At 28.9% G+C, this 19,270-nt stretch carries 19 protein-coding genes; 5 read left to right on the forward strand and 14 right to left on the reverse strand.

The window, feature by feature from the left end; all coding sequences use genetic code 11:
• The 12 genes from pstS to pyrG form a co-directional block, all read right to left on the reverse strand.
• Positions 1 to 1,023, reverse strand: coding sequence for a phosphate ABC transporter substrate-binding protein PstS (pstS, locus tag CSPT_RS08920; protein WP_089183256.1), 1,023 nt, complete (start codon positions 1,021 to 1,023; stop codon positions 1 to 3).
• Positions 1,024 to 1,311: 288 nt separating this feature from the next.
• On the reverse strand, positions 1,312 to 2,478 hold the full coding sequence (locus CSPT_RS08925) for a DUF4857 domain-containing protein (protein ID WP_089183257.1): 1,167 nt from the start codon (positions 2,476 to 2,478) through the stop codon (positions 1,312 to 1,314).
• Positions 2,475 to 3,155 (reverse strand): hypothetical protein, encoded by a 681-nt coding sequence (locus CSPT_RS08930; RefSeq protein WP_089183258.1) that lies wholly within the window; start codon positions 3,153 to 3,155, stop codon positions 2,475 to 2,477. The genes CSPT_RS08925 and CSPT_RS08930 overlap by 4 nt, the downstream gene beginning before the upstream one ends.
• On the reverse strand, positions 3,155 to 3,997 hold the full coding sequence (locus CSPT_RS08935; RefSeq protein WP_033917177.1) for an ABC transporter ATP-binding protein: 843 nt from the start codon (positions 3,995 to 3,997) through the stop codon (positions 3,155 to 3,157). Before CSPT_RS08935 ends, CSPT_RS08930 begins: the two co-directional genes overlap by 1 nt.
• Positions 3,994 to 4,788 carry an energy transducer TonB gene (locus tag CSPT_RS08940; protein ID WP_089183259.1) on the reverse strand — a complete coding sequence of 265 codons (795 nt, stop codon included), beginning with the start codon at positions 4,786 to 4,788 and terminating at the stop codon, positions 3,994 to 3,996. Before CSPT_RS08940 ends, CSPT_RS08935 begins: the two co-directional genes overlap by 4 nt.
• A complete protein-coding gene (locus CSPT_RS08945; protein WP_052137729.1) occupies positions 4,785 to 5,168 on the reverse strand; it encodes an ExbD/TolR family protein in 384 nt (127 codons plus the stop codon). The genes CSPT_RS08940 and CSPT_RS08945 overlap by 4 nt, the downstream gene beginning before the upstream one ends.
• A complete protein-coding gene (gene exbB / locus CSPT_RS08950; RefSeq protein ID WP_033917175.1) occupies positions 5,152 to 5,586 on the reverse strand; it encodes a TonB-system energizer ExbB in 435 nt (144 codons plus the stop codon). The genes CSPT_RS08945 and exbB overlap by 17 nt, the downstream gene beginning before the upstream one ends.
• A gap of 13 nt (positions 5,587 to 5,599) precedes the next feature.
• The gene (locus CSPT_RS08955; protein WP_089183260.1) at positions 5,600 to 8,125 is read right to left on the reverse strand and encodes a TonB-dependent receptor plug domain-containing protein; all 2,526 of its coding nucleotides are present in this window, start codon (positions 8,123 to 8,125) and stop codon (positions 5,600 to 5,602) included.
• Positions 8,126 to 8,327: 202 nt separating this feature from the next.
• A complete protein-coding gene (locus CSPT_RS08960) occupies positions 8,328 to 9,878 on the reverse strand; it encodes a PepSY-associated TM helix domain-containing protein (RefSeq protein WP_089183261.1) in 1,551 nt (516 codons plus the stop codon).
• On the reverse strand, positions 9,860 to 10,117 hold the full coding sequence (locus CSPT_RS08965; protein WP_033917171.1) for a hypothetical protein: 258 nt from the start codon (positions 10,115 to 10,117) through the stop codon (positions 9,860 to 9,862). The genes CSPT_RS08960 and CSPT_RS08965 overlap by 19 nt, the downstream gene beginning before the upstream one ends.
• A gap of 596 nt (positions 10,118 to 10,713) precedes the next feature.
• Entirely contained in the window at positions 10,714 to 12,291 is a 1,578-nt protein-coding gene (gene recJ / locus CSPT_RS08970) for a single-stranded-DNA-specific exonuclease RecJ (protein ID WP_089183262.1), read from the reverse strand.
• A complete protein-coding gene (pyrG, locus tag CSPT_RS08975) occupies positions 12,281 to 13,924 on the reverse strand; it encodes a CTP synthase (protein WP_089183263.1) in 1,644 nt (547 codons plus the stop codon). The genes recJ and pyrG overlap by 11 nt, the downstream gene beginning before the upstream one ends.
• Positions 13,925 to 14,050: 126 nt before the next feature.
• Here pyrG and hisF point away from each other — a divergent pair, with 126 nt between their 5' ends.
• The 5 genes from hisF (at position 14,051) to CSPT_RS09120 (ending at position 17,763) form a co-directional block, all read left to right on the forward strand.
• Positions 14,051 to 14,812 (forward strand): imidazole glycerol phosphate synthase subunit HisF, encoded by a 762-nt coding sequence (hisF, locus tag CSPT_RS08980; protein WP_089183264.1) that lies wholly within the window; start codon positions 14,051 to 14,053, stop codon positions 14,810 to 14,812.
• On the forward strand, positions 14,809 to 15,351 hold the full coding sequence (locus CSPT_RS08985) for a nucleoside phosphorylase-I family protein (protein WP_089183265.1): 543 nt from the start codon (positions 14,809 to 14,811) through the stop codon (positions 15,349 to 15,351). Before hisF ends, CSPT_RS08985 begins: the two co-directional genes overlap by 4 nt.
• Positions 15,348 to 16,415 (forward strand): dual-specificity RNA methyltransferase RlmN, encoded by a 1,068-nt coding sequence (rlmN, locus tag CSPT_RS08990; protein ID WP_089183266.1) that lies wholly within the window; start codon positions 15,348 to 15,350, stop codon positions 16,413 to 16,415. The genes CSPT_RS08985 and rlmN overlap by 4 nt, the downstream gene beginning before the upstream one ends.
• 165 nt (positions 16,416 to 16,580) lie before the next feature.
• Entirely contained in the window at positions 16,581 to 16,751 is a 171-nt protein-coding gene (locus CSPT_RS09115; protein WP_161492232.1) for a hypothetical protein, read from the forward strand.
• 10 nt (positions 16,752 to 16,761) lie between these two features.
• Positions 16,762 to 17,763 (forward strand): hypothetical protein, encoded by a 1,002-nt coding sequence (locus CSPT_RS09120; RefSeq protein ID WP_170228721.1) that lies wholly within the window; start codon positions 16,762 to 16,764, stop codon positions 17,761 to 17,763.
• Here the strand turns inward: CSPT_RS09120 and CSPT_RS09000 are convergent.
• Positions 17,752 to 18,657, reverse strand: coding sequence for an RluA family pseudouridine synthase (locus tag CSPT_RS09000; protein WP_089183267.1), 906 nt, complete (start codon positions 18,655 to 18,657; stop codon positions 17,752 to 17,754). The genes CSPT_RS09120 and CSPT_RS09000 overlap by 12 nt on opposite strands.
• 1 nt (position 18,658) lies before the next feature.
• A complete protein-coding gene (gene ruvC / locus CSPT_RS09005) occupies positions 18,659 to 19,147 on the reverse strand; it encodes a crossover junction endodeoxyribonuclease RuvC (RefSeq protein ID WP_374188425.1) in 489 nt (162 codons plus the stop codon).
• Positions 19,148 to 19,270: the final 123 nt, after the last annotated feature.

Genomic DNA, 19,270 nt, shown 5'->3' on the forward strand with positions numbered 1-19,270 from the left:
TTATTTAGGTGAAATGCCGTATTTTGTCCAATACTCATTAATCATTTTTACAGTATCTTCTGGAAGTGGTAAATAACCTAAATCTTTAGCCATTTTTTTACCTTTTTGGCTCTCAAAAGCCCAGCTGAAAAATTTAGTTACTTTTTTTGCTGATTCTTGATTGTCGCTTGGAACAAGAACAAATGTTGCAGCTGCTATTGGATATGATTTTGCACCTTTTCCATACGCTAAAACATCATAGAAGTGTTCATCTATGCTAAAGTTTGAATTTAATGCAGCTTTTGCAAAATTCTCTTCAGTTGGCTCAGCCCAATCGCCATCTCTTGTTTTTAGCGTAGCAGCATTAAGATCTTCTTTTATTTTATAAGCAAATTCTATATAGCCGATTGAATTTTTAGTTTGCTTGATTGTTTTAGCAACAAGTGGGTTTCCTTGTGCAGGAGTAACTTTCGCACCCCAGTTTATAGTCTTTTGTGCACCATAATTTTTTGCCCAATCTTCATTTGCTTTTGATATATAACTTGTAAAGTTAAATGTTGTTCCACTAGATTCACTTCTAACAACTGGAACTATATCTGCATCTGGAAGTTTAAGATCTGGATTTAATTTTGTTAAAATAGGATCATTCCATTTTGTTATTTTACCAGAAAATATGCCAGCAACAGCTTCGCCATCTAGTTTAAGAGCATGGTCTTTAACACCATCTATATTATAAGCTAAAACTATACTGCCTATAACTGTAGGGAATTGAAGTAATTTTTTCTCTTTTAACTCATCTGCTTTTAAAGCTGAATCTGTTCCACCAAAATCCCCATTTCTATCAGTGATAGCACTTACGCCTTTGCCACTTCCACCGCCACTATAAGTAACTTGATTTTTTGTATCACTATAGTAACCTTTTGCCCAATCTTTATAAACTGGAAGCGGAAAAGTTGCTCCTTGACCCATTATCTTATCAGCAGCATTTGCACTACCCACGGCAACCATTGACGCTATTACTAAACCTGTTAATTTTTTTAACATTTTTAAATTCCTTTCTAAAATATTTGTAGGTTATTTTATTATAGATTTATTACAAATTGACAACAATTTGAAAAAAATATTTTTATTTTATTTATTGTATACCTTAATTCTATACATAAAATATTTCATCTTAACAATGAACTATGATATAGCAATAATTGGTTTTGGAAAAGCTGATAAAATGGCAAATCTTGGGAAAAGGTTGTTTTGATTGAAAAAACTAAAAATTTTAAGAGTATAAAATGTTGATGTTTGTAGCAAGAGTGTTTAAAGCAATTATTATATGAACTATACCGCTAAAACACTCAAAAAGCCGTAAATTCCAAAGATTAAAACAAGGATTGATTTTGCAAATCTCTCTTTTTTGTTTCTAAAAATATACAACGCAAAAACAAAAAGCAATAAATTTAACCAAAAAACTTTAAGGTTAATATTTGAAATATTAAATTTATAAGCATAACTATCTGCTAAAAAAATTTCAAAAGGCAAAACAATCTTTTTTATCATTTTTAGTCCGTTTAATGTGCCAAATTTATACTCAAAAGTCCTTAAAACATTGTAATTTTTATCAAAATAATATACATAAACTATGTCATTTTTCTTAATACTCATGCTTTTACTCATAGGTGTTATAGAGATCTCAAGCCTATCTGTAGCTGGATCATAATGTTTGCTTGGTAAATTTATAAGACTATAATTATCATAACTTACTAAACTAACGCCGTTCTTATCAATAATAGCACCATAAAATTCACGTCTTTCATTTTCACTAATAAGCATAAAATCTACATCTTTTATTTTGGTTTTTTTGACAAATGGGGCCAAGTTTTTCATTTTTATATGAAAGAGTTCATTTTTACTATCTTTTAAAAATACTCCCTCATCAAATGGTTTTTTGGTAGTTGGGTTTGTAAAATGGGCTTGAATGGGAAACTTAAAATCCAAATTTAAAAGAGTGGTTGTAAATTCCTTGCTTAAATTTTCATCCTTTTTAAGAGTGTTTAAATTTGTAAAAATAATACCTGATTTATCACTAGTAATGGCAAATTCGTTGTATCCTAACTTTAAATATTTCGGATTTGACTCAAAAATAGTAAAGATAGGTGGATGTTTTTGGTTAAAATTTTCAGGTTTTATACTAAATTTTTGTGAATTTGCTCTTATTTTATCTGCATTTCTCCACTCATCATAAGGAAAACGGTTATTTGCGATAAGGTATGTATAAAAAGAAAATGGCAAAGAGTCTAAATACTCATCAAGGCTTAAATTTTTATCTTTGCCTTTAAAATACAACACCTCTTTTTGCTTTGATGTTTGAATTATAAAGTCATTATAAACTTCCGAATAATTTATGCTTGCACTCTCTTTTGGAGATTTTAAAAGTGCATCAATACCTCTTGGCAAAAAAATAGCCAAAATAAAAGATAGTATAACAATCTGCATGATTTTTCTCATTTTATATAACCTTTTTTATAATTTTCAAAAGCTATAGATAAAGTGCAAATCGCATAAATAAATGAAAGCAAAAGATAAAAACCACTGTTTTGATTGTAATAAAAACTTGGAATTTCGCTAATGTTTGGATTGAACTCGCTATATAAAAAAAACACAGCAAGAGTAAAAAGTGCGTTTACAATGGCTCTTTTTTTAATCGGCTCAATTATTACACTACCGCACATAAGATATAAATTTAGACCAAATAAACAGCTAAAAATCAAGTGCGAGTTTATAAGTTTTATAAGTTCATTATGAAAATATATTTTGCAAATCAGGTTAAAAACTATAAATTCTAATAAATAAACCAATATGATACAAAAAAAGCCCACAAGGACTATATGAGAGATGTTTTTTAAAATGCTATTTGGAAAGTGCAAGCTTATTCTAAGTCTTGCACTAATCCTCTCTTTTGAAAATACAAGCACCCCTATAACAAAAGCAAAGATGATGTTTAAAACATCAAGCCCAAAAAATGAAAAGTTTTTTGTATATAAAACCCCTAAATTTAAGACAACAGCATCATTTGAAATGACAAAATTTCTAAGAATAAAAGCTATGTATATTAAAAAACTTATAATTAAAGCTATAAATACATATAAAAATTCTCTAAATTTATAAAACTCTTTTTTAAACATCAATATCTCCCTGTATAACCCAAAAATGCATCTTCAAAGCTTAAATTTAACTCTTTTGCATCCTTTGAAACACCATCTAAAAAACCATAAATTTGTACTTCATTGTTAAGCTCAACAGTACTTTTTATGCCCGAAATTTCATTTAAATTTGCATTTTTTGGAAGCGAGTAGCCTTTGAAATTTGCTCTAAATTCATCGTATTTCATTATAAGAGGTGACTCATTTTTTTGTATGATAACTATATCATCAAGCAATTTATCCAAGTCATTTACAATATGGGTTGTCATCAAAACGCTTTTTTCACCATTTTTTAAATAATCGCTTAAATATTCAATAAAAAGCCGTCTATATCCCGTATCAAGCCCAAGAGAGTAATCATCAAGGATTAAAAGCTCAGGAGAGCTAGCAAAGATAAGTCCTAAAACGACTTGCGATCGCTGTCCACAAGATAATGTTGAAATTTTTTGATTCATATCAACTCCAAGTTTTTTAAAAAGGTCAAAAAAACACTCTTTTTTAAATTTTGTTTTATACTGAGTTGAGTAAATTTCATATAAATTTTTAACTTTTAGATAATCGTAAGTTATATATCCTTCATATAAAAGCCCTATCTTTGCTCTTGCTTTAGGACTTAAATTTGTGCTGTCTTCACCATAAATCAAGCATTTTCCTGAAGTCGGTGTTAAATTTCCCATCAAAATATTTATAGTTGTGCTTTTGCCGACGCCATTTTTACCTAAAAGACCTACGACTTTGCCTTTTTCTACACTGAAATTTAGATTTTCATATATCTTTTTTTTACCATAATAATGCGTTAAATTTATACACTCTATCACATTCATCTTAGTTCCTTTGAGTTAAAATTTATAGGTACATTTATTTGAGTACCGATAACTTCAATAGGAAAATCAACTTTTGCTTTATCTATTATGGCAAGAGCGTGTTTATCGAGGATATTAGCTCCACTACTGCTAGATACTTGCAAAATTTCAAAGTTATCTTTATCTTTAAGTTTAAAACTTACCACAACCCTGCCCTGAATACCCATAATTTCTGCTTTTTTAGGATATGTTTTGTATTTTAAAATAGCCTTATAAATAAGCCCAGCTATATTAGTTCCATCATTGTCTTTTTTTGTACCACTTGCCGTGTTACCACCTGCTATATTTACATTATTTGAGCTTTTAACAAGAGAGGTTTTTTCTGATTTAATACTGCTTTTTTTGCATCCATTTTTGCATTTGTGAATCTCTTTTTTTATCTCTTTTTGCATTTTTTTGTTTGTTACTTCTTTTTTGATAATAACTTGTTCTTTTATTATATCTTTGGATGACTCTATAATTTTAGAACTCTCTTGCGAATCAGATATTTCTACAACATCATCTTGTATGCTTTCAATGTTTGACATTTCATCACTTACTATATCAGAATTTGCACTAGAATCCTTATTTGTATCATTGCTAGCTATTTGAGCAAAAGATACACTAAAAGCACTTCTAGTTTCTATATTATCAGAAAAGCTAATATTAGTTTTTTCATCTTGTATTCCATAATGATATGCTGCAAAAGCCGATACATATATACAAGTCGAGATAAAAATAGAAACAAAAAGTCTTTTTTTATTATTATTCATTTTTTTACCTCTGTCATGATGATAAAATTCGAGAGTTCATGCTTTTTTAAAAGCTGAACAATATCAATAAAATATTTAAATTCCGACTTCTCATCTCCTTTAAATATTAATGGAGTCTTTTTATCAAGAGCTCCTAAATTTAGCTCAAGTGTTTCGATATCAACCAAATTGCCATCAAATTTCATAGTCCCATCAGCATAAAGTGAAATCTCAACTCTTTGTTTTGGAAACTCATCAGAACTTGTACCACTTTTTGGCAGATTCATATCCACTTTGCTATACTCAATAAAACTAGCCGCACACAAAACAATAGTGAGCAAAACCAACATAACATCAATTAATGGGACTACATTTAGCTTAAAATCATTTTCTATTTTCAAGACAATCTCTTTCAAAAATAGTTATTTTAAGCTGAGCTTTTCTAATAAAAAAACTATGAATAACAAGACTAGGAATGGCAACCACAAGTCCTAAAGCTGTCGCATAAAGTGCAGTTGAAAGACCTGTCATTATGGTCGCTGTTTCAAAATTTCCACTTCTGCCCATATCATAAAAAACAATGATAATACCAACAACTGTACCTAAAAGACCAACATAAGGTGCATTTGAACCAATAACACCGATAGTTGTTAAATTTCTACTAACATCTATTTGCAAATCTTGCAATGTTTTATATTTTTCTACTTTTATCATCAAGAAAAATAGTACTCTTTCAATACCAAGTGTTATGACAACAAAACCCATAAAACCAAGCGTTCCAAAGATTATAAAGTCAATGTGTCTGCTTAAAAATTCCAAACTCTCCTCCTAATTACCATTTATATCCGACTTCTAACCAAAATTGTCTGCCGTTGTCATAGTCTGTAACACCGTTATTGTCAATAGTTATAGCATTTTTAGTATTTAAAACATTATAAATATCTAAACTCACATAAGCTTCTTGTCTTTTTTGAGTTGGGATATCTAGTGTAAATTTAGTATCCCAAACAAAAGCTTCATCAAAATCTTTGCTTTTATAATTTGAATATTTTTTACTATTTACATAAACACTGCCATCTCTTACAACACCATCAAATCCACCTTGTAGTGTAAAGAAGTTTGTCCATGTTAAATTCGCAGATGAAAATTTTGTAAAAGTTGATGCTGTTAGCGTCCAAGGTGTGTCATTTGAGTTATTTGGAAGCTGTGAGCTATGGATGAGATTTCCATTATAAACGACTTTGCCAGCATTTTGATAAAGCTCATCATATAAATCATCATAGTCATTAAAGTTTCTATCTGTATCAGTGTAGTTAAATGAAATTTCAAAGTTATTTTTAAAGCCCAAAATATCAAATTCATTTAAGCTTCTTAGATTTAAAGTATAGATATCTGATTTGCTTCTACCTGTGTTTGTATAGAGACTGTAATTTTTAGCTAAAGTTTTACCATCTCCCTGAGGTAATCCCATGGCCTTTGCATTAGATTTTCTTATCAGATCTTTTCCTTCTCTTCTTAAGTATTTTGCACTTAGTTCAAAATTTCCAAGTTTTTGTGAAATCCCAATAGCATACTCATCATCATAAGGCACATCAAGTTCACTAAAGTTGTAGTTATTTTCTTTTGTACTATCATATTTCCAAGGATCATTTGGATTATTCCTTGTATATGTTTGCATTAAAGAACTCATATTTTCTCTTAATTTATATGCAAAGATACTTCTTCCATAGTATCTATTATATCCACCAAAGATATTTGTTCTATCATCATTAAACAGGTCTAAATTTGCTGTAATTCTAGGTGCGACATTTAAATCCCCCATATAGTCATTTTTATCAAATCTAATCCCTGGTCTTATGGTAAATCTATCTATTTTTATCTCATCTTCTAGATAAAAGCTAAAATATTTCATATCCACATCAGTTTTACCTGAGTAATAGTAGTGTTTGTCAAAATACTGTCCTGTCCAAGTTGGAAAGCTTAATGGTCTATCTGTGGTACAAAATATATCATTTGGATTACAACTAAAAGCTCCTAAATTTTTTGTACTAATTGCACGATAATATGGCTTTGCTATATCATAAGCAGCGTCTGTTTTTTCTAAGCTAAATCCAGTTATGACATTGTGTTTAGTCATACCGATATCAAACTCATTAAATTTCATATCCGCACTGTAGCTAAATTTCTCTTGTTCTTGTTCAACATCGCCACCAATTCCATCTATATAAGTTCTCATTTTAGCACTTGAATATCCCATGTGATTTTTTGTTTTATTCCAAACTAACATTTTGTTTGTGTTTGTGTTTCTTGTCATCTCATTAGTCGTGTAGCTTAAGTTTTGTTTTAAATTTCCTAAGCCAAAGTCATAATCAAACTCAATAGCTGTCGTTAAACCACCACCTTCAACTTCAGCTTTTGCGTTTTCTCCACCCATGCTATAGTAAGTTGCCTCGTAAGGTGCATAGATTATGCTTGGTCTAATAGTTAGATTATCATTTGCAAACCAAACACCTTTTAAAAAGAAATTTTCATTTTTTCTTTTTAATTTTCTTTTTTCTCCAACTTTGCTTGGATCAACATATTCTTTATGATATTTTTGTTGTAAAATTTCAGAGTATGTTTGATTATAGTTAAATATAAGCCCAAAGTTATCAGTTATATATCCCTCAAACAACACGCTTGTTTTATATTTTTTAAAGTCTGGTTGATAATCTGGAGTTGTTGCAAATTCAAAATCATCTTGATGCTCTTTTGCAATATGAAATTTTTGAAGGCTATCTGATGTATAGCGAAAGCTTACTTTTCCGTGAAATCCAGCTCTTGGATCTCTTGTTTTAGCATTTACAACACCACCTTGGAAATTTCCATACTTTGCTGAAACTGAACTATCTTGAACTTCTATATTTTCTAAAATATCAGTATCGACATTTATACCTTGAGATGGGTTTGATAAAAATGGTGTGATATTTGCAGCTCCGCCAACTGTAAGAACGCCACCAAGTGGATTTATATCGTTGTTAATGTTTACTCCATCAATCATAAAGTTATTTTGGTAAAAAGAAGCTCCGTTTATAGAGATATTTTGTGGGGTTATCTCACCTCCATTTTTAGAAGTTCTCTCGCCTCTGCTAACTCTCACATTTGGGTTTCTCTTGATTACATCAGATACTGTTCCATCGCCCTTGGTTGAGTTATTTAGATAGTTTTTATCGTAGACAACAGAACTTCCATATTTACCATGCGAAATCATTCCACTAGAACTATATAGACTTGCATCTATATTTACATCTTGTAAATTTATCTCATCTGAATAAGAAAACGCTGTTAAAGTGGTCAAGACGCAGATGATTTTTTTCATAATTTTCCCTTTATCGTTGTGTATGCAGTAAAAAAGAGCTGGGTAAGTCCTAAGGCAAAAAAATAATAAACAAAACTATAAAATTTGTTATTACTAAAAAGCATAAGATATAAAGCTAAAACCATACATCCTGCAATAAAATAGTTCTTGTGATTAAAATTTAAAAAACCAAATGTAATGGTCAAAATTCCTAAAACAAAACTCACTTTTTACCTTTTAAAAATTTTTTTCCTAAATATCCAAAAAGAGTTACTAAAACAAAGCAAAACAAAGTTACTTTTAAAGAGCTAAAATTTGCGTAACTTCCAGCCTTTAAAGCCATAATCGCACTTACTAAAAATAAAAATGAAGTTATAAAAGATAAGATGGTATAAGCGTATCTTTTAACTAAAATAGCCGAGAGTAAAGTCGATATAATAAGAGCTATAAAAAACGCATTTACTTCTAAATTGTGTCTTAGTGGAGTGTTAAATTTAATAAGCTGATTACTTAGCAGATACATCCCAAAGCCTGTAAATAAACCTATAAAAATAGAGCCGTTTAAAAACCTACCAAGATAAAATGTTAATGTAGAATTTGAGTTTTTTTGCCAAAGCAAAGCCCCGCCAAAGCACATGAAAAGTCCCAAAATTCCAAAAACAAAAAATATAAATTTAACCATCTCATCACTGAAATTTCCTGTGTGAAAAATTTTCATAAACTGATATATTTTTTGCTCAGTATTTAGCTCTCTTTGACTCATCATATCTACTAGTTTTCCAGTTTTTATGTTGTAAAGCTCGGCACTAAACGAAAGTCCATTTTCGCTAAAAGGGTTTTTGGTATCAAAATTTAGTTGGATATAAGCCGTATCAACTGCATCTTTTTGGATTAAAATATTTTTTAGCTCTCTACCATTTAATTTTTTATCGATTATATTTTTTATATCACTTAAAGTTGGAATATATGAGCTTTGATTTTGCTTTACAACAATTTCAGAAACAGTCTCAGTAGCATTTTGTTCTTTATTTTGCTTGACCTTTCGTCTAGCTTCTCTTTTTGCTTTTACTTTTTCATAAAAGTCTTGCTGCATAGCCGCTTGATTTTTCGATGAAATATCTTGATAAATCTCTTTTAGCATAAACTTTTCTACTAAATAAAGTCCCGAGACAGAAAGCATAAAGAAAATCGCAAATCCACTTACGCTAGTTACAATATGAGTATCTCTTAAAATAGTGTTTTTACGATATTTAAAAAAATCTTTAAATATCCTTTTATGTATTATAACACCAGTTACAATAGTCAGTATCAATAAAAGTGTAGCATAGCCAACTATTTCTCTGCCTTTACTAGCAGGTATATACCAAAGGTTAAAATGAAGTTTACCTATAAAATTTCCACCATAAGTGCTTCTCGCCTTTACTCTCTCGCCACTTTCTGGATCTATGTTTATACGGGGTTTGTTTTTCTTTTTTTGATGAGCTTTTTTATCATTTTTATATGAGACACCCACAAAAGGAGATGCTTCAGAAGGAAGAGTTATCTCCCATATATCGGCATTTGCGTGATACTTCCTAAGATAATCAATCCCACTTTTTAAAGCATTTGGCGATTTATAATTGAGCCTATAATTTTCAGGTTGCATAAAAAGCGTAATTTCATCTTTGTAATAACCAAGAGTTCCACTAAAAAATAGAAAAAAACCAAAATAAGCCAACAATATGCCAATATATTTATGAGACAGTTTTAACATACTCATAATATAATCGTCCATCCAAGCAATATTATGCAAAATATAATGATATATTTGGCATCTAAAATATAACTAAGCATTGCCCAAAATGTAAAAAATCCCATTAAAAAGAAATTTGCAAATACTATTTTGTTTTGATTTGATAAATTTAAAATTTCAGGTAGCTTTATAGCAAATTTATAAGATAAAAAATATCCAACAAAAACAGCAATAAAAGTTCGAAATATAAATTTGAAAAATTTAGTTTTATTTAAACTCAAAAACCACCTTTTATATTATGATAATTAATTTCAAAATTATATAAGATATTTAATAAATTTTTTCTTAAAAGTAAATGATCTTATAGAATAGTTAAATTATTACATAATGAATTTTTAATCTTAATAATAGTTTGGTTATGTTTATATATGTAGAAAATAGCTATTACTTAATTTATTTTAAATCTATATACTAGATTATTGTGTCTTATTTTGATAGCGGAAATTCCGATATTTATGCTGCTGGAGATGTAAAAGCAGGGAGCTTTTACATATATTCCTCTTGATGATTTTATGATAGTTTTTTTACACCTTTTTTGGAGATAAATCTCGAAACATAATAATCATCTAGTACATGCAAATATTTTATTTACAGATACTTCATTAATTAGCAAAAATAGGATTAAGCGCAAATAGATATATAATGATAAAAATTTAAAAGTATTAAATTCCACTTATTAACATATCAAATACTAAAATTTTAGGAGCAGTCTTTCATAGCGTAGATGTTAATGAAATAACCTTAGTTGTGCAATTAAATGGTAGTTTTTAAAAACCAAATTTTCATATCATAGTATTAAACGATTGTTTGCTAATGTTTAATTAATTGAAGGTTTTATATCTACTACCAAAAGTTGAGGAGTTATAACGCCTCTAAATTTATTTTTTGATATAGAAAATATAATATCAATGTATTCACCAACTTTAGGACAAAATGTGTAGTTATAAAACAAAACTTCGTAGCTTTTGTTATCCATTTGAATTATAATTTTTAAGTGATTTTTTACTTTACCTATCTTTTTGATATTTTTTACAAAAGCATTATTTATCCTAAAATATGGCCTAGGATTTTTCTGACCATAAGGCTCAAAATGTTCTAAAATTTCTAAAAGTTCATAATCAATATCATTATGATCTAAAAAACCTAAAACTTCATTAGCATTATGAAAAATATCCATATCATATTTTTCGCAAGCGTCATTTATACGCTCTTTGAATGTATTTAGATTAAAACTCTCTATAACAAGTCCAGCAGCACCCTTATGTCCGCCAAAAGTACATAAAATATCTTTTTGTGTTGATATAAGATCAAGGATATTAAATTTACCAACACTTCTAGCACTTCCTTTTGCCCTATTTCCATCTATACTAAAAACAATAGCTGGTTTTTTATATTTTTTAGTTAGCCTACTTGCAACTATACCTATGACACCCTCGTGCCAATTTTCGCCCCACACTACTATGATATTATCATTTTGATTGATATCAGATAATGAATTTTCTAGTAAATTTTTCTCTTCTTCTTTTCTAGAGTTATTAAAATTTATAATTTCATCCAAAAAATGCAAAGCTTCATCAATATTTTTTGATTTTAAAAATTTGTATGAAAACATAGCATCATTCATTCTTCCTGCACTATTTATAAGAGGATCGATAAGAAAAGATATATCATCAAATTTAAACTCATCTTTTGAAAAATAAGTTTTTATTGCATTAAAACAAGCCCTTTTTGAATTATTTAATCTAGTTAGTCCATTTTTAACTATAATTCGATTTATATCTCTAAGCTCCATCATATCAGAAATGATTGCCATACAAAGCATATCTAAAAAACTTCCCATATCATATTTAACACCACAAACTTCTTTTAAAGCACCTATTAAATACCAAGCAACTTCTGCGCCGCAAATTTCACAAGTAGGAAATGTGCAGTCACTTTGCTTTGGATTTACTATAGCATAAGCTTTTGGCAAAATGGGTGGTGGAACATGGTGATCTGTTATGATAAGATCTATACCCTTTTTTAAACAAATTTCAGCAGCTTCGTTGGCACTAATTCCGTTATCAACTGTTATTATAAGGTTAGCTTTGATGTTAGTTAGCATTTGTGGATTTAATCCATAGCCGTCAGTAAAGCGATTAGGTATTTTTGTTTCGTAATTTACACCCAAAAAATCAAAAAAATCACTAACTATAACACTACTAACAACACCATCTACATCATAATCCCCAACTATAACAATTTTTTCATTATTTTCTATTGCTATTTTTATGCGTGTAGCTGCTTTATAAATATCTTTTAATTCACAAGGCAATGGTATATCTGACATTTTTTTATGAATGTCAGAACTAAATCTTTGCTCTAAGATATTTTTTACATCATTTTTACTTAGCATGATGGTGATCACTTGCTGCTTTTATATAGCCAAGTATCGCCGGATTAGGTTTTGTCAATCTTGATGTAAATTCTGGATGAAACTGAACGCCTAAAAAGAATGGATGTTTTTTTAATTCAATTGCTTCTATCAAAGAATTACTTTCTCCACAAACCATAAATCCAGCTTTTTCTAACTGATCTTTGTATTTTGGATTTGCTTCATATCTATGACGATGTCTCTCTCTTATCTTTTTAGCCCCGTTATAAATTTTACTTAAAAGTGAGCCTGAGACAACATTACAATCATATCCACCAAGTCTCATAGTTCCACCAAGTGGGCTTTTATGAGTTCTTATCTGTTTTTTACCGCATGTATCTATGAAATTATCTATAAGATAAATAACTGGTTCTTTTGTATTTTCATCAAATTCACTTGAATTTGCATCTTTTATATTTAATACATTTCTGCAAAATTCAATGATACTAAGCTGCATTCCAAGACAAATTCCAAGAAATGGTATTTTATTTTTTCTTGCATACTCTATAGAGATAATTTTTCCCTCTATCCCCCTAGTTCCAAATCCTCCTGGTATCAAAATGCCATCTATATCTCTAAAAAGTTCATCAACATTTTCTTTTTGAATTTTTTCACTATCGCACCATTTGATATTTACTCTTGTATCTAAATTTGCACCAGCATGAATGATAGCTTCTGTTAGACTCTTATAACTCTCTTTTAAGTCGATATATTTTCCAACTAAAGCTATGCTAACCTCATCTTTTGGGGCTATAACTCTTTTTACTAACATATCCCAATTTGACATATCTGGTGTTAGCTTGCCAAGATCTAACATATCACTAATTGGTATTAATATATCTTGTTTTAAAAATAAAAGCGGAACTTGATAAATACTTCTACTATCTGAACTTTCTATAACACAATTCCTATCTACACCACAACTTGCGGCTATTTTGTATTTTAATTCGTTTGTTAGTGGAATTTCACATCTACAAACTATCATATCAGGCGTTATACCAATGCGCCTTAACTCTCCAACACTATGTTGTGTTGGTTTTGTTTTTAACTCCCCAGCAACTTTTATATAAGGAACTAAAGTAAGATGAATATTCATAGCATTTTTTCTACCAACTTCTATTCTTAAAGCACGAATTGCCTCTAAAAATGGAAGTCCTTCTATATCGCCAACAGTGCCGCCTATCTCAACTAATAATATATCATTTCCCTCACCAGCTTTTTTTATCCTATTAACTATCTCACCAACAATATGCGGTATAACCTGTATAGTTTCACCAAGATAATCCCCGCGACGCTCTTTTTCTATAACTGAACTATAAACTTTCCCTGTCGTAAAGTTATTTTTCTGAGACAAATTTTCGTCTAAAAATCTCTCATAATGTCCTAAATCGAGATCGGTTTCAGCTCCATCATCAGTTACAAAAACCTCTCCATGTTCAAGTGGACTCATAGTTCCAGGATCTACATTTATATATGGATCTGCTTTTAATATACTTACTTTAAAACCAACATTTTTAAGCAATGTTGCAATACTAGCAGATGCTATACCTTTTCCCAATGAACTCAAAACTCCACCTGTAACAAAAATATATTTTGTATCAGATTTCTTTGTCATTAAATTTCCTTATTATTATTTTAATCTTGTATTATATCTTTTTAAATGTTATAAATATATGAATTTATATTTATCTAAATTTACACTATTTTTTGATATCATAAAATAAAATTTTGGAGTTTTTTGATGAACAAATTTGCAAAACGAATCATACCTTGTTTAGATGTAAATGATGGTCGTGTTGTAAAAGGTATAAATTTTATAAATTTAATAGACGCCGGCGATCCGGTAGAGGTTGCAAAAATTTATAATGACGCAGGAGCAGATGAATTATGTTTTCTTGATATATCTGCAAGTCATCAAAGTAGAAATACAATTGTTGATGTAGTTGCAAAAGTTGCAAAAAATCTCTTCATACCGCTTAGTGTTGGTGGCGGGATTAGAAAAATTGATGATATAAATAGACTCCTTGATGTTGGATGTGATAAGGTTAGTATAAACTCAGCTGCTATACATAATCCAAATTTGATAGATGAAGCTGCTAAAAAATTTGGCTCACAATGTATAGTTATAGCAGTTGATGCAAAAGAAGTTAGTGCTAACAAATATAATGTTTTTATAAATGGTGGCAGGATAGATGCTGGCAAAGATGTTTATGAATGGGCAAAAGAAGTTCAAACCCGTGGTGCTGGAGAAATTTTACTAACATCAATGGATAAAGATGGAACTAAAAGTGGTTATGATATAACACTAACAAAAAATGTTAGTTTGTCGCTAAACATACCAGTTATTGCAAGTGGCGGTGCAGGAAATATGGAGCACATAAAAGATATTTTAAATGCTGGTGCAGATGCTGCATTGGCTGCTTCTATATTTCACTTTGGCGAGATAAAAATTCCACAGCTTAAAAAATATCTACAAGAAAATGGGATAGAAGTTAGAAAATGATTGTTTGTGCAGGAGATATAGAAAATTTTAGTTTTGCAAAACCTATTGGAATTGGATTAGTTAATAGTGCTATAAATTTAACAAACATTTTGACAACAAATTTACTAACAAAACAAAATATTTCTCAGTTAGTATTTATAGGAACTGCTGGTCTTTATAAAGATGGGAATATTTTTGATATTTATGAGAGTTCAAAAGCTTCAAATTTAGAAATATCAAATGTTTTAAATTTAAGTTATAGTCCTATAAAATATACAATAGATAATAACGTTTCACGTGAAACATTACTCGTTAATTCTTCAAATTTCATTACACAAGATGAAAATATAGCTTATAAAATGTTTGAGCTGGGTTGTTTTATGGAAAATATAGAGTTTTTTTCTGTATTAAAAGTGGCTGATTTTTTTAAAATTCCAGCTTTCGGAATTTTTTGTGCGACAAATTTTTGTAATAAAAACGCACATAGTGATTTTATAAAAAATCATGAAAAAGCCAAAAAAATTCTAACATCATATATAAAAAATAAAGGAATTATATGAAAAATTTGCTTGATTTTTCACAAGCAGAACTAAGTGAATTTATAGAACCAAAATTTAGAGCAAAACAAATTTTTGAATGGATTTACAAGAAAAAAGCAAAAAGTTTTGATGATATGACAAATTTACCAAAAGATTTAAGAGAAAATTTGAAACAAAATTTTTACATAGATCCATTAAAAAAAATAAAAAGCGAACATAGTAAAGATGGAAGTATAAAGTATCTTTTCGAGCTAAAAGATGGTAAAACCATAGAAACGGTTCTGCTTCCGATGAAAGAAGAACAAATTGATGATAATGGCAAAATTATCCGTCATGCAAGATACACAATTTGCGTTAGCTCGCAAGTTGGTTGTAAAATTGGCTGTGCGTTTTGTCTAACCGCAAAAGGCGGTTTTGTTAGAAATTTAACTGCTGGTGAAATTTTAGCACAAGTTTTATACCTTAAAAATGACAACGATATACCTTATGAAAGGCGAGTAAATATCGTTTATATGGGAATGGGAGAGCCATTAAATAATCTTGAAAATGTATCCAAAGCTGTGAAAATTTTTACAGATAATGATGGACTTGCGATATCTCCACGCCGCCAAACAATATCTACAAGTGGATTAAGCTCGCAGATAAAAAAACTTGGAGATATGGATTTGGGCGTTCTTTTAGCGATATCGCTTCACGCTGTAAATGATGAGCTTAGAGAGAAACTTATGCCGATAAATAGAGCTTATAATATAGCTTCTATAATGGATGCTGTTAGAAATTTTCCAATTGATATGAGAAAAAGAGTTATGTTTGAATATCTTATGCTTGATGGCGTAAATGATAGTTTAAATGACGCAAAAACTCTTGTTAAACTACTAAATGGTATAAAAGCAAAGGTAAATTTGATATATTTTAATCCGCATTTTGGTTCTAAATTTAAAAGACCAAGTGAAGAAAATATGATAAAATTTCAAGATTATATGTCTGCTCATGGTGTAACTTGCACTATAAGACAAAGTAAAGGTATCGACATAAGTGCAGCTTGTGGACAACTTAGAGAAAGAAGTAAAAATGAGTCTGCTTGATATAGTTCAAATTATTTTTATATCTATTGTAGTTATAATTTCAATGTTTTATTTTATAAAAGTTTTAAAAGATGATAAATAAAAATTTATATTATTTTAATTAAAAAAAAGTATAATTTATTTTAACTATCAAATTTAAATTAAGAATAATATTATGAAAAAATAATGTTGGCTACATTTTTTGTTTCATTATTTGTAGTTACTGCATTTGCAGTATGTGTCCCTTGGTTTCCACAAACTTGTAAAAGCAATTTTGTTTGGAATGAAGAAAAAGGTTGCTATACTTATCCAAATATAAGAGTAAATGGTGAACCTGTTTGTGTGAGTGGATTATAAAGGATAAATAATGTTAGTTATCGCTACTAAAAGTTTTTACGAAAAAGCAAATGATATAGTCTTTAAATCTCTTAGTGGCGATAATTCTATAAAAAAAGCTGATGATTTTCAAATAAATAATGAAAATCAAACTTCTTCTAATTATAAAAAAGTTAGTTTTTTTAGCCAAGACAAGCAAATTTCTATAAATTTAAATAACCAAACGCTAGATTTATTACAAAATCATTTTTCAAAAGATGATTTTTTATATTTAAAAGATGGAAGTATTGGACTTAGTGGAAGTGCAAATGCTTATATAGATGGTTGGTTTAAAGATATAATGCAAAATCGCAACTTCGCAAATGCCGATAAAAACCAAAATAATATCATAGAAAAAAATGAGATTAATGAGCTAAAAAATTCTATAAAAGATAGTTATAGCATTCAAGATTTAAGAAATTTAGGACAAATCGTTTTACGAAAAATGGCAAATTCCACAGGTTACAATACAGATAAAAATGCTAAACCTATTTCTCTTGAAGAAATTTTGCAAGATAGCATAAAAAATGATACTAATTTTGATGGACAACTTAGCAGAGTTGAAGTTGCAGCAAATGGAGATGATTTAAAAGTAGGATATGAAAATATGGCAAAAAATGCAACTAAAAATATCTTAAAACAAAATGCAAAATTTGTTATAGATCCTACAGGTGAAAAAATGTCTTTAATGAATGGCAAATCAATGAATGAAGTTGAAGAATTTTTTGGAGCAAAAATAGATAATAATTTTAAATTTATGAAATTTAAATCTTTAAAAATAAAAAATTTAGAAACAGATGAGAGTAAAAAAGAGGAGCTTTTAGTAAAATTTCCTGAATTTAGCTATATTATACAAAGTAATCCAAATATTTCGCAAAACGAAATTTTGGCTCTAAAAAAGAGACAAGAAAATATCAAAATTTACAAAAATAGTTCAGAAAATTTTGACACAAAATTTATACAATCACTTATTAACACAAATTTACAAGCTTAAAGAATTTAAAAATTCTTTTTTAAAATCAATATCAGTTTTTATCTCAAATTTTTCATTTTTATAATTAAACTCTAATTTTGAGGCGTGTAAGCAAAGCCTTTTTGCTCCACAAAATTTTATTCTCTCATTTGTGCTTAATTTTTCATCCATTATATCTTCAACTATTTTTGTTTCAAGTCCGTATAAAGGTTCTCCTAAAATTTTATGTTTCACGTGAAACAAATGCAAACGAATTTGATGTTGTCTACCAGTTAATGGGATAGCCTTTATCAAAGTTGCATTTATATTATGATAAAACTCAAGCGGTATAAATTTCGTTATAGCATTTTTTCCATTTTCATCTATACACATTCTTATCTTTACTTCACTACTCTCATCACTTTTTGTTATAGGTTCATCAACTATAAACTCACTCTCGATTTTTCCTTTGGCAAGTGCGATATATTCTTTTTTTACCGCCCTACTTTCAAACATTGTTTTAAATTCTCTACTTATATTTAAATTTTTACAAACTAAGATCAAACCGCTTGTTTCTTTATCTAATCTATGAGCGACACACGCACTTTTTCCATAAAGATGCCAAATTTCATCGTATAAATTATAACTTGAATTTCTTCCATTTGGATGAGACAAAACTCCACTAGGTTTATCAAAAACAGCAAAATTACTATTTTCAAAAATAGGCTTTAAGCCCTTTGGATTGCACTCATAATCTATTAAAAAAATTTTTCCATTTAATATCTCATTTTTTATTTTTATAAGTTTATCATCGCAAAATACCCTACCCTTATCTATGAGTTGTTGAGATTTTGCTTTTGAAAATCCATTTTTGATTAAAACTTCATAAGCTTTTAAATTTTTAACTTCATCAATTTTTATTTTTTTATAAGGCATATTAATTTTTATATTGATTATTGATACGAATATTATTTGCGTGAGTTAAAGCTACAGCTATTGCATCTGTAACATCAAGAGGTTTGATATCTTTATTTATACCAAGTATTTTTTTTACCATAAATGCAACCTGCTCTTTTGTCGCTTTTGCTTTACCTGTAACTGCTTTTTTAACTTGAAGTGGCGTATATTCTGTAAAATTACCATGAATTTGAATTATTTTAAGGCTAAGAGCACCACGAAACTGAGCTAATTTTAAAACTGTTTTTGGATTATAAGCAAAAAATATATCTTCGATAGCAACTTCGTCTATTTTATGATTTTTCATAACTATGTCTAAACCTTCACAAAGCTCACTTATCTGATGTTGTAAAATATCAGGTTTTATTTTTATAAGTCCAGCTTCTATAAGCGAAGTTTTCACATTTGATTTTTCAACTATAGCATAGCCGCAATTACGGGTTCCTGGATCAATTCCTAAAATTTTTATCACTACTTTTCCCATTTTATTCACATTTTATTCACTATGTGAAAATTTAATTTTATCTTTAACGAATAATTTATTAAATTTTAGGTAAAATAACATAAATTTAATATAAAGTGAGCATAACAT

The sequence above is a fragment of the Campylobacter sputorum subsp. sputorum genome, from assembly GCF_008245005.1.
In the GTDB taxonomy this organism is placed as follows: domain Bacteria; phylum Campylobacterota; class Campylobacteria; order Campylobacterales; family Campylobacteraceae; genus Campylobacter_F; species Campylobacter_F sputorum.